Origin of the sequence: Curtobacterium sp. NPDC092190 (genome assembly GCF_044755625.1) — a bacterium.
Taxonomy (GTDB): domain Bacteria; phylum Actinomycetota; class Actinomycetes; order Actinomycetales; family Microbacteriaceae; genus Curtobacterium.
Genome location: NZ_JBIVRJ010000005.1, coordinates 195,701 through 210,854, shown reverse-complemented (window position 1 = coordinate 210,854; position 15,154 = coordinate 195,701). Strand labels below are relative to the sequence as shown.

Here is a 15,154-nt window from a genome sequence, read left to right as displayed (position 1 = left end):
ACGACGAGGCGCCCCGCCGGCCGGCGGGGCGCCTCGTCGTTCAGGCCCCGCGCCGCGAGGCCGTCACGGTGAACTTCGCAGTCCGCACGACCTGCCGCGTCGGGCCGACCAGGCGTTCGAGCAGCGGCCGGTAGCGCAGGTGCGAGTTCCAGACGCACCACAGTTCCCCGCCGGCCTGGAGGATCGTGACCGCGTTGCGGAACATCGCCTCGGCCGCGTCGGTGCTCACCGTGGTGCCCTCGTGGAAGGGCGGGTTGCAGAGCACGAGCTTCGCAGACCCCTCGTCGAGCTCGTCGCCCGCGTCCGACCGGACGACCGTCACCCGGTCCGCGACGCCGTTCGCCACCGCCGTCGCCCGCGTCGACGCCACGGCGATCGCCGAGACGTCGGTCGCGACCACCTTGACGGCCGGGCGGCGGCGCGCCAGAGCAGTCGCGATGACGCCGTTCCCGCACCCGAGATCGACGGCGACCCGCGCCGACGGGACGGCGTCGTCCATGACGTCGAGCAGCACCCGGGTGCCCTGGTCGAGCGACGTCCCCGCGAAGACGCCGCCGTGCGCGACGAGCGTCATCCCGAGCTCGTCGACGTGCACCGAGCGAGGCCAGCGGTTCGTCGCGTCCGCGCGCACCGCCGTCGCACGGAGCGGGTCCTGCGCGATGAGCAGCCGCGACTTGCCGCGACCCCGTGACGCGGTGACCTCGCCGAAGTACCGGCGCAGGACGTCGTTCTGCGACAGGTTCATGTGCTTCGAGACCCCGCCGCAGAGCAGGACCACGTCGGGCGCCGCCCACCGTGCAACGGCGCGGGCCAACTCGTCGAGCCGGTCGTTCGACTTCGACAGCCGGAGGAGCACCAGCCGGACGTCGCGGAAGGCCTGCTCGAGCGTCTCGGTCAGCACGAAGCCGCTCCGGCCGAAGGTGCCCGCGTTCGCCTGCAGCGCCCGCACCCCGACGAGCGAGTCCTGCACGACCCGGACACCCGACGCGCCGTGCACGGTCATCGCCCCGAGGGTCAGCACCCCGTACCGATCGTCGACGACGGCGACCTCACCGGGTTGCCGGAGTGCGTCGCCGTGCACGTGCGGTGCCTCGTCGAGCATGAAGCGGTCGGTGCCGTCGATCGCGACGAGGTCGGGCTCGTCGTTGACCGGGGAGCGCCGGAAGTGGTCGGCGAAGTCGAATGGCACGGCCCCAGGGTACCCAGACGACGGTACGGAGCCGCACCGGTGCGGGAAGCACTGTCGGACCTCGGGCACCTCGGTCTCGTCGAGTTCCGCCCGAACCGGTACACGCGCGTCACGGTCCCCCGCCGCGACGAACTCGTCCCGACGCTGCAGACGCTCCGACTGCTCGTCGGGGGCGTCGTCCGCACCACGATCGGCGGCCTCGGGGACCGCGACCGCGCCGCACTCTTCCGCCGCATCGGGCTCGTGCTCGACTGCATGGCGATGCCCACCGGGCAATGGGGTTCCGACGCGATCACCCCGGTCTACCGGACGTTCCTCGCGGCGTGCGACAACCCCCCGCTCGTGGCGGCGCTGAGCGGGACCCTCGACGGCCTGACCTACCGCCTGCGGCACGACGACATCCGGAGCGCGCGGCCCTGGGAGCACGTCTGGAACAGCCTCGTCGCGCTCCGCGTCGCGGTCGACTGCCGCGACGGACGGCTCGCGGAGCGGGCGAGCTGGACGGTCCACCTGCTCCCCGACCCCGACCGCGGGCGGTCCTGACGTGTGCGCGTCCTGCGTCCGCTCGGTCATCGACACGGTCCGGGCGCACCGTCCCGGTCGCTGCTCCCCCGAGGACGATCGCGCATCGCTCCCCCGCTGCACCGCGGTCGACGGCGCGCGTCGCGACCTCTTCGACCCGCCGGTCGACTGACGTCAGCGCTCCGGGCGGTAGAGCACCACCGCGGTGTTCCGCTGCGGTCGCATGCCGGCGCGCAGCGGGACCGCAGCGCCGGTCGTCGTCGCCGCGAAGACACGGGCGCCCGGTCGCGCGATGAGCTGATCGGCGAGCGCACGCTCCAGTTCACGCACACGGTCGCGGAGCACCTGGTTCTCGTTCTCGAGGTCGAGCACCCGCCGGATCCCCTCCAGCGACACCCCCTCTGATCCGAGCCGCGCGATCTCGCGCAGCTGCGCGACGTCGCGCATCGAGTAGCGGCGCGAGCCGCCGCGGGTGCGTCCCGGCACGACCAGGCCGAGCCGGTCGTACTGCCGCAGCGTCTGCGGGTGCATCTCCGCGAGCTCCGCCGCCACCGCGATCGCGAAGACGGGCGAGTTCTCGTCCATGTCGGTCATGGCTGGTTCCTTTCCGTCGTCCGCGTGGTGCAGAACCAGCCTGGAGGCCCGGTGCGGCTTCCTGACGGAGCCGCGCCGAGCCTCCAGGCCGGTTGTCGTGCTGGTTGCGCAGCGCTAGTTGCGCGCCTTGGCGAGGAGGTCCTCGCGGGGGTCCTCGTCGGGCAGGACGGCGCGGAGGGCCTCGACGGCCTCGCGCTGCTTGTCCGACAGGTGCGACGGCACCGCGACCTGCACGGTTGCGAGCAGGTCACCGGTGCCGCTCTTGGTCGTGACCCCGCGTCCCTTGACGCGCAGGACGCGGCCGGACGGCGTGCCGGGGGCGACCTTGAGCTTGACGGGCTCGCCGCCGAGCGTCGGCACCTGGATCGTCGCGCCGAGCGCCGCCTCGACGAACGTCACGGGGACGTCCACGCGGAGGTGCTGACCGTCCCGCTCGAAGACCGGGTGCTTCCGGACGGAGACGCTGACGACCAGGTCGCCGGCCTCTCCGCCGTCCGGACTCGGCTCGCCGCGCCCGCGCAGGCGGATCTTCTGCCCGTCAGCGACGCCCGCGGGGATGCGGACGTTCACCGGTCGGCCGTTGCCCTGCGAGAGCTTGACGGTGTCACCGGCGATCGCGGTGGTGAAGTCGAGCGTCGTCGACGCGGTGACGTCGCGGCCCTTGGTCGGACCGCCGAAGCCGCGGAAGCCGCCGGACGACTGCCCGAAACCCTGACCGCCCCCGAACATGCCACCGAGGATGTCCTCGAAGCCGCCGGCACCGCCGCGGCCGCCGCCCTGACCGAAGCGGACGCGCTGCCCGCCCTGCTGGCCGAACATCCCACCGAAGACGTCCTCGAACCCGCCGCCCTGGCCCGGGCCACCCGCGGTGAAGCGGGCACCCGAGCCCATGGCACGGACCTGGTCGTACTCGGCGCGCTGCTCCTTGTCGGAGAGCACCGAGTAGGCCTCGCTGATCTCCTTGAAGCGGGACTCGGCCGCGGCGTCACCCGGGTTGGAGTCCGGGTGGTACTGCCGGGCGAGCTTCCGGTAGGTCTTCTTCAGCTCAGCGTCGCTCGCCGTCTTGTCGACGCCGAGGACCTTGTAGAAGTCCTTGTCGAACCAGTCCTGACTGGCCATGAATCCCTACCTCCTTCCCGAGCCTCAGGCGGGGACCGCGACGGCGACCTTGGCCGCGCGGAGCACGCGGTCGCCGAGCTTGTAGCCCGGCTCGACGACGTCCGCCACGGTCTGGTCGGTCGCGCCCGGCGTGGGCAGCTGCACGATCGCCTCGTGCACGTTCGGGTCGAAGAGCTCGCCCTTCTCGCCGATCTGCACCAGCTTGAACTTCTCGAAGCCGCCGCGGATCTTCTGGCCGATGACCTGCATGGGGCCCTCGGTCAGGTCGCCGTGCGCCTCGGCGCGGGTCAGGTCGTCGAGGGCCGGCAGCAGGGCACGGACGACCTCGGCGATGACGGCGTCGCGGTTCGCCTCACGGTCGCGCTCGACGCGCTTCCGGAAGTTCACCAGCTCGGCCTGCGCGCGGAGCATGTCGGCGCGCATGTCGGCCACGAGGTCGCGGTCGGCCTGCGACAGCTTGTCCTCCTCCATGCCGCGGGCCGCGTCGTCGAGCAGGGCCTGGTCCTCCGGCGAGAGGTCGCTGGCCTCGTCGGCACCCGCCTGGTCGGCCTGCGGGCCGCCGGCGGCGGGGCCGTCCGTGGGGATCTCCACGTCCGGCCCCTCCGCCTCGATGAGGTCCTCGGGCTCCTGCGCGTTGGTGGCGTCGCCCTCGACCTGGGGCTCGTCCTCGTTCGGCACGTTGTCCTTGGGGTCCGTCATCGTTACTTCTTGTCCTTGTCGTCCTCGTCGTCCACGACCTCGGCGTCGACGATGTCCTCGTCGTCCGCCTGCTGCCCCTGGCCGTCGGCGGTCGGCTGCTCGCCACCGGCCGCGGCGCCCGCGTCCTGCTGCGAGTAGATGGCCTGGCCGAGCTTGCCCTGCGACTCGTTGAGCTTGTCGAAGGCGGTCTTCACGGCCTCGTCGTCGTCACCCGCGAGGGCCGACTTCAGGGAGTCGACGTCGGCCTGCACCTCGGACTTGACGTCCGCGGGGAGCTTGTCGTCGTTCTCCTTGATGAGCTTCTCGATCGAGTAGACGAGCTGCTCGGCCTGGTTGCGACGCTCGTTGGCCTCGCGGCGGGCCTTGTCCTCGGCGGCGTGCTCCTCGGCCTCGCGCACCATGCGCTCGATGTCCTCCTTCGGCAGCGACGAGCCGCCGGAGATGACCATCGACTGCTCCTTGCCGGTGCCCTTGTCCTTTGCGGACACGTGCACGATGCCGTTGGCGTCGATGTCGAAGGTGACCTCGACCTGCGGCACGCCACGGGGAGCCGGCGCGATGCCGGTGAGCTCGAAGGTGCCGAGCGGCTTGTTGTCGCGGGTGAACTCGCGCTCGCCCTGGAAGACCTGGATCGCGACCGACGGCTGGTTGTCGTCGGCGGTCGTGAAGGTCTCGCTGCGCTTGGTCGGGATCGCGGTGTTGCGGTCGATGAGCTTCGTCATCAGGCCACCCTTGGTCTCGATGCCGAGGGACAGCGGCGTGACGTCGATGAGCAGGACGTCCTTGCGCTCGCCCTTCAGGACACCGGCCTGCAGGGCGGCGCCGACGGCGACGACCTCGTCCGGGTTGACGCCCTGGTTCGGCTGCTTGCCGCCGGTCAGGCTCTTGACGACCTCGGCCACGGCGGGCATGCGGGTCGAACCACCGACGAGCACCACGTGGGCGATGTCGTTGACGCTGACACCCGCCTCCTTGATGACGTCGTTGAAGGGCTTCTTCGTGCGGTCGAGCAGGTCGGAGGTCATCTGCTCGAACTGTGCGCGCGAGATGGTCTCGTCGAGGTTGAGGGGGCCGTCCGCGGTCAGCGTCAGGTACGGGAGCTGGATGTTCGCCGACATCTGCGACGACAGCTCCTTCTTCGCCTGCTCAGCGGCTTCCTTGAGACGCTGCTTCGCGATCTTGTCCGTGGACAGGTCGACGCCGTGCTCGTCCTTGAACTTCTTGACGAGGTGGTCGACGATGCGCTGGTCCCAGTCGTCGCCGCCGAGGCGGTTGTCACCCGAGGTCGCGCGGACCTGGATCGTGGAGAAGTCGTCGTCCTTGCCCACCTCGAGCAGGGAGACGTCGAACGTGCCGCCACCGAGGTCGAAGACCAGGATGAGCTCGTCCTCCTTGCCCTTGTCGAGGCCGTAGGCGAGGGCCGCAGCGGTCGGCTCGTTGATGATGCGGAGGACGTTGAGGCCGGCGATCTCACCGGCGTCCTTCGTGGCCTGGCGCTCGGCGTCGTTGAAGTACGCCGGGACGGTGATGACCGCGTCGGTCACGTCCTCGCCGAGGTACTGCTCGGCGTCGCGCTTGAGCTTGCCGAGGGTACGGGCCGAGATCTCCTGCGGCGTGTAGCTCTTGCCGTCGATGTCGACCTTCCAGTCGGTACCGATGTGGCGCTTCACGCTCGCGATGGTGCGGTCGACGTTCGTGACGGCCTGGCGCTTCGCGGTCTCGCCGACGAGCACCTCGCCGTCCTTCGTGAACGCCACGATCGAGGGCGTCGTGCGGAGCCCCTCGGCGTTGGCGATGACGGTGGGCTCGCCACCTTCGAGTACGGAGACGACGGAGTTGGTGGTTCCGAGGTCGATGCCTACTGCACGTCCCATGGGGCTCCCTTTCGCTGGAGTGATGAAGTCTGCTCGGACTTGCGTCCGATGGGCTCAAGTTTACTCCGGGCGAGAGGCGTGTCAAGCGCGGCCAAGCGAAGTTGCGTCGAGAAGGCGCAGGTTCACGTATGCATCGCATGCAGGAGGCCTTCAGCGACGCATGCAATATTTCATATGTCCATGTTGGAGCCGTGTGTCAACACGGCACGCATTGAAAGACATCTCCACTCACATGAAGAAGACACTCCGCGCAGTCGGGGCCGCTGGGCTCGCCGCTGCCACCATCGTCACCGGGTTGAGCTTCGGGCCCGCTGCCGCGAACGCTGATTCGAGAAGCCCCGACATCCCGACTACAAGCACGATGAAGTGGGTCATGGATCCAGCAATCTGGGATCGTCAAAGCTATCCTCGGGTGACCGCCTTGCGGGTTCGGGCAGATGGCTCGATCGAGAAGCAGGAATTCAAGTCGGACAGGGCAGCAGCGGCAGCGTGGGCTGACGAGATCATCGTCCCCGCTCTGAACGGCGTCGGACCCGTGCAGACAATGGACGGAACGCGGTGTCTGACCGGTAGGGCAAACATGCGGTTCGTCACGTGCGACGGTTCAGCGGACCAATTGATGAGCATCGTTCCGGCGAAGTACAACGGGATCGAGAGACTTGCGATCTCGCGCGTGAGCGACGGAGCAACTCTCCAGGGCGAGAATCTGACATGGTATGGCAACAACGGCTACTACACCGACGTCATCAGCGATGACGTCGCTGACATCACGCCGAATCTCAACGCGATCGCCTCGGACATCGATCTCGAGAGTGGCACGGCAACGCTCTCCGGCGTCGCGTCGTCCGACACGACGGATGTGGACATCAGCTGGACCACGGCGAAGGGCACTGAGAAGAAGCGCAACGTCGATGTGGTCGGCGGGAAGTTCACGCAGCAGCTGACGGAACTTGCGATCGGCACGACGACGGTGCACCTCACGGCCTGGAACGGCGGCGAGGTGATCGCGGAGACGGATGTCGAGGTCAAGCTCGAGGTTGCTCCGGTGACCGCGAACGCCGAGTTCAGCTCGGAGGTCATGAAGACCGTGCAGCTCTCCGGTACCGCTCAGCCGAACGCGCCGATCGAGTTCCGTACCGCCGAGAAGGTGGTCGGCGGTTCCACCGCAGACGGTGCGGGCAACTGGACCGGCACCGTGAACGCTCCGAACGAGCCCGGCCTCTACAACATCGACGTCGTGCAGAAGGTCCGGGATGCGGACGCCGGTCGCGCCGCACTCGACATCGACTACGGCCCGGGTGTCTCGGTGACCTCTCCGGCCGATGGCTTCGAGATCGATCCTGAGGAACCCGAGCTGAGCATCCGCGGCAACGCACCGGCCGGCACGAAGGTCGAGGTCTACGAGAAGGGCCACGCCGCCACGCAGCTCGGAGAGCCTGCCACCGCCGGCTCGAGCGGTACCTACCGCCTGAAGACGGTCCCGCTGGAGGACCGCGAGTACACGCTCGTGGTCGAGGGCATCACGAAGGGCTACAACCGCACCCGGGCGGAGCTGACGGTCAACCCCGGCAAGTCCACGGTCGAGAACCCGACCGCTACGGTCCAGTTCGCGGACGACGTCACGAAGGAGGCGACAGTCACTGGCGCCGGCGTCGACGGCGCGACGATCACCGTCAAGGACGAGACCGGCAAGACGCTGGGAACCACGACCGTGAAGGACGGCAAGTGGTCCACGCAGATCCGGTCGCTCGGTGCCGGCAAGCACACCCTGACCGTCGAGCAGACCGGCATCGAGGGCTCGCAGACCGTGACGACGGAGGCCGACTTCGGTGCCGCAGTCACCGCGACCGGGCCTGAAGCTGCGATCGCGGGCTCGACCGCGACGGTCACCGGTACGGGCGCGGACGGCTCGCGGATCGAGGTCACCGAGAACGGTGTTCCGGTTGCCTCGGGCACGGTCGAGAACGGCGTGTTCTCGATCCCGGTCGAGAAGGTCCAGGACGGCGAGCACACCTACACCGTCACCCAGACCGCACGCGGCAACACGGTCACGACTGCGGAGGTCGTGCTCACTCGCGATGCAGTCGTCACCCCGGTGACCCTGACGTCGCCCCAGTCCGGTGACACCTACCCGGCGAAGTCCACCGTGCGCTTCACCGGGACCGGCACGCCCGGCGCGACGGTCCTGCTCGACGCGTTCGGCGGCCTGGCGGACTACTCCACCACCGTGGCCTGGGACGGCACCTGGACCATCGACCGCCCGATGAACATCGGGACCTACCGGTTCGACGTCGTGCAGACCGCGAAGGGGCAGGAGAGCCGTGTCGACGGCATCGAGCTGGTCGAGGACGGCACGCCCGTCGACGGACCGTTCGAGGTCACCGCGCCGACCTCCGGTTCCACCCACAAGAACGAGGTGGTGGCCTTCACGGGTACCGGCACCCCGGGCAGCACGATCACGATCGACCCGAAGGTCCCGGGCCTGTCGACCGTCACCACGACGGTCCCGCTGAACGGCAAGTGGTCGGTCAACCGGTACGTCGGTTCCGGCGCGTACGACTTCGACGTCTACCAGACCACGAAGGGCGCGGAGAACGGTCGCACGAGCATCCAGATCAACCAGCCCTCGTCGGTCGTGCGTCCCTTCGCAGTGACGTCGCCCGAGGACGGCTCGGAACACAAGAACGAGTCGGTCGCCGTCACCGGTACCGGTACCCCCGGCTCCGACATCCTCGTGCACGTCAGCAACTTCAGCTCCGCCGACGTCACCGCGAAGGTCGGCACCGACGGCACGTGGAAGGCCACCAAGTGGCTCGGCGGCGGCTCCTACGTCCTCGAGGTCTCGCAGACCACGAACGGCGCCCCGAACGGATCGACGACGCTGCACGTGAACAAGCCCGCCGCCCCGGTCGATCAGCCCTTCGCGATCACCAGCCACGCAGACGGTGACAGGTTCACCCCGAACCGCTCCGAGACGTTCCGCGGCACCGGCGCGGCAGGGGCGACGATCACCCTCGATCCGGGCAACGGTCTGGCGAAGGTGACCACCCAGGTCACCAACACCGGCGACTGGTCGGTGACGAAGTGGCTCGGTAACGGCCCGTACACCTTCACGGTGAGCCAGACGAAGGACGGCGAGACCACCTCGCTCCCGCCGTTCACGATCACTCCAGCCGAGTGACATCCCCCAGCACTCTGTGAGTGCTGGGCCGGGCGGGCGGAGTACACGAGCACTCCGCCCGCCCCTGCGGCACCACCTCGACCAGGAACCAACTCGACACAGAAGGACCCCATGCGCACTCGGATGATCGTCAGCGCCCTCGCCGCCTCGGCACTCGTCTCACTCAACGCTTGCACGGCGAACACCCCCAGGCCGTCCCCGACTCCGACCGCCAGCGCCAGCGCCCCGGCGGCCGCCGAGTGTGTCGACGGCGTCGCGGCACTCCAGGCCGACGACCAGCAGAGCAAGCACGACGGCTGCGACGTGTTCGACGTCCTGGGGAACGGCAACACGCTCACCGTCGGTGACGTGAAGCAGCTCACCGTAGAAGGGGACCACAACACCATCACGGTGCACACCGTCGACACCGTCACGAGCAGCGGCACCGACAACACGATCTACTACGACGGTGACGAACCGGACTTCAACGAGCTCGGATCCGGCTCGAAGGTCCTTCCCTCCTCCGCTCGCTGAACCCGACTCACCCGCCGCACACCACGAGAGGGCGCCCGCTGACCGCGGGCGCCCTCTCGTGTTCCCAGTACCCAGCGGCGACGTCCGGCGCCCGCCGATGCGGACGGCGCTGCCGCCGATGCCCAGCCCGCCCGCGTCGACGACGCGAGCAGCGGTACCGACGCACCCGGTCCCTCCAGGCCGGACCGTCCACGGAACGCGCACCCTGTCCCGGTGCTGCGAGCAGCAGCACCAGCGCGCCGTCCAGGCTCGAACACGACGAGGGCGGGGAACCCCTGGTTCCCCGCCCTCGTCCGTCAGCGCGACGAGGTCAGCGCGGCGACCGGTAGGAGTAGTTCAGGGCGTACGGGTCGCGGGACGAGGCACGGGCCATCGTGATCACCGTCCCGAGCGGCTCGGACCCGGCATCCCGCAGCGCAGCGGCGGCCTGCGCGAAGTGCTTCCGGCTCGTCCTGCGCGTCGCTGCGGCCAGGAGCGCACCGCCCGCGATCCGTCCGAGGATCGCTGCGTCCGCCACCGGCAGGAGCGGCGGTGCGTCGATGACGACCACGTCGAAGCGCGCCTCGAGGTCGGCGAGGATCGCCGTCATGCCCGTGCTGCTGAGCATCTCCGCCGGGTTCGGGGGGACCTGTCCGGAGGGCAGGACCACCAGGCCACCTCGGCCCCACGGCTGCAGCGCGTCCTGGAGCTCGGCGCGGCCGATGAGGACGTCCGTCAGACCGACCGCGCCCTCGACGCCCATCAGCTCGGCGACCCTGGGTCGACGGAGATCGCCGTCGACAAGCACGACACGCTGGTCGTCCTCGGCGAGCGCGAGCGCCATGTTGACCGCGACGGTGCTCTTCCCCTCGGCCGGCAACGAGGACGTGACGACGAAGCTCTTCGAGTCGCGCCCGAGTTCGAGGAAGCGCAGGTTCGTGCGGAGTCGTCGGAACGCCTCGGAGCGTGGCGCGAGCGGGTCGCTGTGGACGGCGAGCGGCCGGTCACGGAAGTCGCGGTGGTACGGCACCTCGCCCAGCACCGGGGTGCTCCCGGCCTCCTCGACGTCGGCCCGCCCCTCGAGACGGGTGTCGAGGGCGACGCGCACCGCCGCAGCGGCGAGGCCGGCCAGGAGGCCCAGCGCGAGTCCGCCGACGAGGTTCGACACGATGCGTGGTGTCGCGGGCGCCTCCGGGACGAGCGCAGGTTGCACGGTCTCGATGCGGAACGGGCTCGTCCCGTCCGCGCTCGGCGTCTCGAGCGTCCCGGTGACGACGTCGGCGAGGCTTGCACCGATGGCGTTCGCGATGGCGCTCGCCCTGGTCGGTGAGCCGTCGGTGACCGTGATGTCGATGATGACGCTGTCGATCGGGGTCTGCGTCGCCACCTTCTCGGCGAGCTCGTTCGACGTCATCCGGAGCCCGAGTTCGTCGATGACCGGTTGGAGGACGCGAGCCCCGGTGGCCACCGCCGCGAAGGACTGCACCTTCTGCTCAGCGGCCGTGCCGCCCTGGGCGAGCTCGCTCGAGTTGGTGGAGCCGCCGACCGAGACGTACAGGCTCGTGGTCGCCTTGTACTCCGGCACGGCGGTGACGTTGACGACTGCGGCGCCGAGCAGGCCGAGGACGGCGCCGCCGAGGATGAGGAGCCACCCCTTGCGGAGGGCGCGGAGCAGGATCGAGAGGTCCATGGCGTTCCGTTCTGGTTCGGGTCGAGGTGGTGGAGGTCAGAGGAGGGATCGGTACAGCTGCACGTGCTCACGGACGGCGCGGTCGATCCCCAGGCGGTCCCGGACCGCCGCGGCGTTCTGCTCGAAGGCCGCCGCTGCTCCGGCGTAGTGGTCGACACGGTGCAGCGCGAGGTCGAACCACCGTTCGACGTCGTCCGGGTGCGGACGCTCCCACCCGGTCGGGACCTGCTCGTCAGCGCCGCTGACGTCGAAGAGCAGGACGGGCAGTGCCGTCAGCGCAGCCTCGCTCGTCACGGTCGAGAGGGCCTCGCGGTGTGACGGCAGGACCAGGAAGTGCGCCCTCGCCATCTCCGGACCGATCTCGTCGCGCGTGCGCGTTCCGAGGTACTCCACGGCGTCGGCGACCCCGAGACGACGGGCCTCGGCCTCGAGCTCGGGCCGCAGGGTCTCACGGTGGGACACGATCCGGAGCCGAGCGTGGCGGCCTGCTGCGCGCATCCGTCGGACGAGCTCGAGTGCCAGGTGCACCCGCTTGAAGGCGACCAGTTGCCCCACGTACAGCAGCTCCCACGGCTCGCCGGGAGCCGGGGCCCGGTGCGGCGCCGGAGCGAAGCGCTCGACGGCCAGTGCGCTCCTGATGACGGCGACCTTCTCGTCGCGCACGTGCCTCCCGAGCCGACGACGTTCGTCCGCGGTGAAGACGACGACGCGGTCGGCGCGGCGCTCGACGGCGTTCCGGACGAGGCGGTGGTGCCACGGCTTCCACCCGCTCGTGTGGTGCGTGAAGACGATGCGCTGCCGCGACGGCGCCAGCGCACGGAGGCACGCGTTCGTGAGGTGGTTCAGGTGGACGACGTCGTAGCCGCGCCAGTCACCGCGGAAGTGCGGTGGTGCGGTCGTCACGTCGACGCCGACCGCCGCCAGGCCGTCGGCCAACAGGCTGTCGGGGGTCTCGGCCATGTGCGTGGCGCGGTACTCCGCGGTCTGGCCGAAGATGCCGGAGAGCATGAGGATCTTCACGCTGTGGCCTTTCGTGGTTCGGTGAGGCACGTACCTCAGGAGGGGTGCCGACGAGCCCGAGGGCCATCGGCACGAGGACGAAGTAGATGACGTTCTGCTCGATGACCCCGAACGAGGTGACGCCGGCCTGGGCGCTCCAGAGCACCAGCAGCGCGCTGCCGTAAGCGGAGAGAACCGTGCTCGCCCGGAGACGGAGGGTGTCGCTCAGGCTCAGCATGAGTGCCGCGGACGCACCGGCGAGCACCACCCCGACGAGGCCGAAGCAGAGGTAGCCCTCGAACCAGGTCGGTAGGAGCTGGTCCTTGCCGAGGAAGCTGTGGTAGACGACGTGGTTGTAGACGGCGGTGCTCGACTCGGTCCTCGCGACGTCCGGGGCGCCGGGGACGGGCGACAGCAGGGACAGGCCGAAGGTCCGGAGCCCGAACGGGTTCGACGCCTCGATCCACGGTAGCGCCGCCGCGAGCTGCATCGGGGTCCCGAAGTACGGGATCACGGACTGCAGCGCCGGGACGATCCCGATCGTCGGCGCATCGAGCGCCGTCCGACTGACCCAGAGCGTCGCCCGGAGCGTCCCGATACCGACGAAGAACGTGCCGAGCGCGGCCACCGCGGTGATCATCGGCACGATCTGCAGACGGCGCTCGGAGCGGTCGAGGAACACGAACACCGCTGCGAAGACCGCGTACGCCACCGTTGCACGGTTCAGGCCGTAGGACGCGAGCCCGAAGACGAGGACCAGCCCGAGCGGCAGGAGCAGCCAGGACCAGCGTCGGCCCTCCGAACGACGTCGACGGAGTTCGAGGACGAGGCCGACGAACAGCAGCGGGCGGAGCACCATGCCGATGAGCACGATCCCGCTGCTCCCGATCTGGTCGTTGCCCTGGAGCTGCTCGATCGCTCCGGACAGGAACCCGAGAACAGCGCCGGGGGTCGGGAACCGGATGACCATCCCGACGCTGCCGGCGACGATCAGGACCCACGTCGGGATGCGCGACGGTCGGAGTCGAGCGACCTGCCGTCCGACGTCACCGCGCGTCCGGCCACCGACCAGTCCGACGACGAGCCTGACGACGATCGCGCTCGCGAAGAAGGTGGACCCCAGGATCAGTACCGTCCGTGAGTCCTCCACGTTCCCGAGCCGGTAGTGGAACGCCGAGCCGTTCCCCACGTACTGGATGATCACCGGCGCGACGCACCCGCGGGCGGCCTCCCAGGCACTGAAGAGCGTCAGGCCGTCGAAGCGGACGCCGAGTGCGAGCAGCCGCGAGACCTCGAGGGCGAGGACGACGAGGACCGCGTGCACGGCGACGGGGACCGTGAAGGCGCGAGCGTCACCGTGCCCGGACACGAGGACGCCGAGGCTGAGCAGGACGGGGACCACCGCCGCCGCGCGCACGAGGTGGTGGACCGCTGCGCGACTGTCGTCGATCACTCGGGTCGTGCTCGTCGCCCGGGCCACCGTGCTCCTCGCGATCACCGCGCGACCACCGATCCGCGCGCCGGGAGAGCGCCGAGGCCGCGGAGTCCCGCGAGCCGCACGGCGATGCCGGCGACGTGCCCCAGGCCGGACACGAGGACGACAGTGCTCAACCCGGCGCCGAGGGCAACGGACACCGCCACCGACGCGGTGGTCACACCGCACGCGACGAGGTCCGCGAAGAACCAGGTACGCCAGGCCCGGCGGGCGACGCAGACCTGGCCGACGCAGATCAGGACCGCCCGGACCGAGGTCACCAGCAGGACCGCGACCGTCACCGGCACGACTCCCGGGTACCGGTCGACCAGCTCGGGGAAGCCGAGCGCGAGGACCAGGAGCGACACCACCGAGCCGACCGCGCAGAGCACTCCCACGACCACGACGAACGACCGGGGGGTCCACCTTCCGGGGGCGTCCGTCCCCTCGACGAAGTGGCGCACGACGACCTTCCCGAGGTACACCGGTGCGACCGTGATGACGGACGCGAACCGCATCGCGACGCCGTACACGCCCATCGCGACAGGACCGCCCACCGAGCCGACCGCGGCGATGACCACCCAGACCGCGACCTGCCCGAGCACGTTCGCTGCGATCCCGACCGCAGCGCCCTCGCGTGCCCTCGGGTGCAGACCGACGGGCGTCCGGGGCCGACGGGTGGCGCCGACCAGGACCACGACGGCGATCACGACGTCGGGGACGACCAGTCCCGCGGCGGCCGCACCGCCGTCGGACAGCACCCCGACGAGGACGGCCGTTGCGGCGCCGCCGACCCCGCGGAGCGCGTCGAGCGCAGCGGCGACGCCGGGACGACCGGAGCCCGCGAGGACCCCGACGAGGACCTCCGCCACCGGGACGGCACCACCGAGCGCTCCGGCGACGACCGCCGGTACGAGCTCGCCGGGCGTCGCCGGGCGGGTGAGGACGACGAAACCGACGAGCACGACGAGGAAGGACGCGCACGCGTTGACGATGAGCACGCCCGCTCGCAGGCGGACCATGGCGCCGACGACCGCGAAGAGCCGCGGACCGCGAACACCCCGCTCGGCCGCAGCCGTGTTGGCGGTGATGCCGACGGTGCTCCCGACGACGCTCGCTGCTCCGACGACGAGCGTCTGCAGCACGGCGAACGCGCCGTACTGCTCCGGCCGGACGAGGGTGGCGAACCAGGCGAGCGCCAGGAACTGCACGCCCCGACCGGCGATGCCCGGGGCCGCTGCAGCGAGCAGCACGAACACCCGGAACCCGTTCCCCGGTGCGCGTCGGCCCGGGGACGGCTTCAGGATCGGGTGCATTGTCC

At 70.2% G+C, this 15,154-nt stretch carries 12 protein-coding genes; 3 read left to right on the top strand and 9 right to left on the bottom strand.

The genetic code is table 11. The features are described from left to right. Positions 1-40: 40 nt before the first annotated feature. On the bottom strand, positions 41-1,189 hold the full coding sequence (locus tag ACIQFY_RS13875; protein ID WP_326496672.1) for a methyltransferase: 1,149 nt from the start codon (positions 1,187-1,189) through the stop codon (positions 41-43). Positions 1,190-1,228: 39 nt separating this feature from the next. Here ACIQFY_RS13875 and ACIQFY_RS13870 point away from each other — a divergent pair, with 39 nt between their 5' ends. Beyond that, positions 1,229-1,732, top strand: coding sequence for a hypothetical protein (locus ACIQFY_RS13870; protein WP_400340560.1), 504 nt, complete (start codon positions 1,229-1,231; stop codon positions 1,730-1,732). 153 nt (positions 1,733-1,885) lie between these two features. Here ACIQFY_RS13870 and ACIQFY_RS13865 read toward each other — a convergent pair whose 3' ends face one another. The 4 genes from ACIQFY_RS13865 to dnaK all read right to left on the bottom strand — a co-directional run bounded on the left by ACIQFY_RS13865 (position 1,886) and on the right by dnaK (position 5,997). After that, a complete protein-coding gene (locus ACIQFY_RS13865; RefSeq protein ID WP_251160524.1) occupies positions 1,886-2,296 on the bottom strand; it encodes a heat shock protein transcriptional repressor HspR in 411 nt (136 codons plus the stop codon). Between the two features lie 123 nt (positions 2,297-2,419). Then, positions 2,420-3,424, bottom strand: a complete 1,005-nt coding sequence (locus tag ACIQFY_RS13860) for a DnaJ C-terminal domain-containing protein (RefSeq protein WP_326496674.1) — start codon at positions 3,422-3,424, stop codon at positions 2,420-2,422. A gap of 24 nt (positions 3,425-3,448) precedes the next feature. Continuing rightward, positions 3,449-4,123, bottom strand: a complete 675-nt coding sequence (locus ACIQFY_RS13855; RefSeq protein ID WP_326496675.1) for a nucleotide exchange factor GrpE — start codon at positions 4,121-4,123, stop codon at positions 3,449-3,451. Positions 4,124-4,125: 2 nt separating this feature from the next. Further along, a complete protein-coding gene (gene dnaK, locus ACIQFY_RS13850) occupies positions 4,126-5,997 on the bottom strand; it encodes a molecular chaperone DnaK (RefSeq protein WP_326496676.1) in 1,872 nt (623 codons plus the stop codon). Positions 5,998-6,616: 619 nt separating this feature from the next. On the opposite strand from dnaK, the gene ACIQFY_RS13845 reads away from it, so the two are divergent. Both ACIQFY_RS13845 and ACIQFY_RS13840 read left to right on the top strand, forming a co-directional pair. Beyond that, positions 6,617-9,178 carry a hypothetical protein gene (locus tag ACIQFY_RS13845; protein WP_400340557.1) on the top strand — a complete coding sequence of 854 codons (2,562 nt, stop codon included), beginning with the start codon at positions 6,617-6,619 and terminating at the stop codon, positions 9,176-9,178. 111 nt (positions 9,179-9,289) lie between these two features. Then, on the top strand, positions 9,290-9,691 hold the full coding sequence (locus ACIQFY_RS13840) for a DUF3060 domain-containing protein (RefSeq protein WP_326496678.1): 402 nt from the start codon (positions 9,290-9,292) through the stop codon (positions 9,689-9,691). A 310-nt stretch (positions 9,692-10,001) separates the two neighbouring features. On the opposite strand, the gene ACIQFY_RS13835 is transcribed toward ACIQFY_RS13840, so the two are convergent. Genes ACIQFY_RS13835 through ACIQFY_RS13820 form a run of 4 tightly spaced genes read right to left on the bottom strand, consistent with a single transcriptional unit; the run spans position 10,002 to position 15,149 of the window. Further along, the gene (locus ACIQFY_RS13835) at positions 10,002-11,360 is read right to left on the bottom strand and encodes a polysaccharide biosynthesis tyrosine autokinase (RefSeq protein WP_326496679.1); all 1,359 of its coding nucleotides are present in this window, start codon (positions 11,358-11,360) and stop codon (positions 10,002-10,004) included. 36 nt (positions 11,361-11,396) lie between these two features. Beyond that, positions 11,397-12,320 (bottom strand): glycosyltransferase family 4 protein, encoded by a 924-nt coding sequence (locus ACIQFY_RS13830; RefSeq protein ID WP_400340620.1) that lies wholly within the window; start codon positions 12,318-12,320, stop codon positions 11,397-11,399. Further along, complete coding sequence (locus ACIQFY_RS13825; RefSeq protein WP_400340555.1) at positions 12,232-13,812, bottom strand: hypothetical protein; 1,581 nt, start codon at positions 13,810-13,812, stop codon at positions 12,232-12,234. Before ACIQFY_RS13825 ends, ACIQFY_RS13830 begins: the two co-directional genes overlap by 89 nt. 41 nt (positions 13,813-13,853) lie before the next feature. Beyond that, positions 13,854-15,149: a hypothetical protein gene (locus tag ACIQFY_RS13820; RefSeq protein WP_326496681.1), complete on the bottom strand. Its 1,296-nt coding sequence runs from the start codon at positions 15,147-15,149 to the stop codon at positions 13,854-13,856. Positions 15,150-15,154 lie beyond the last annotated feature (5 nt).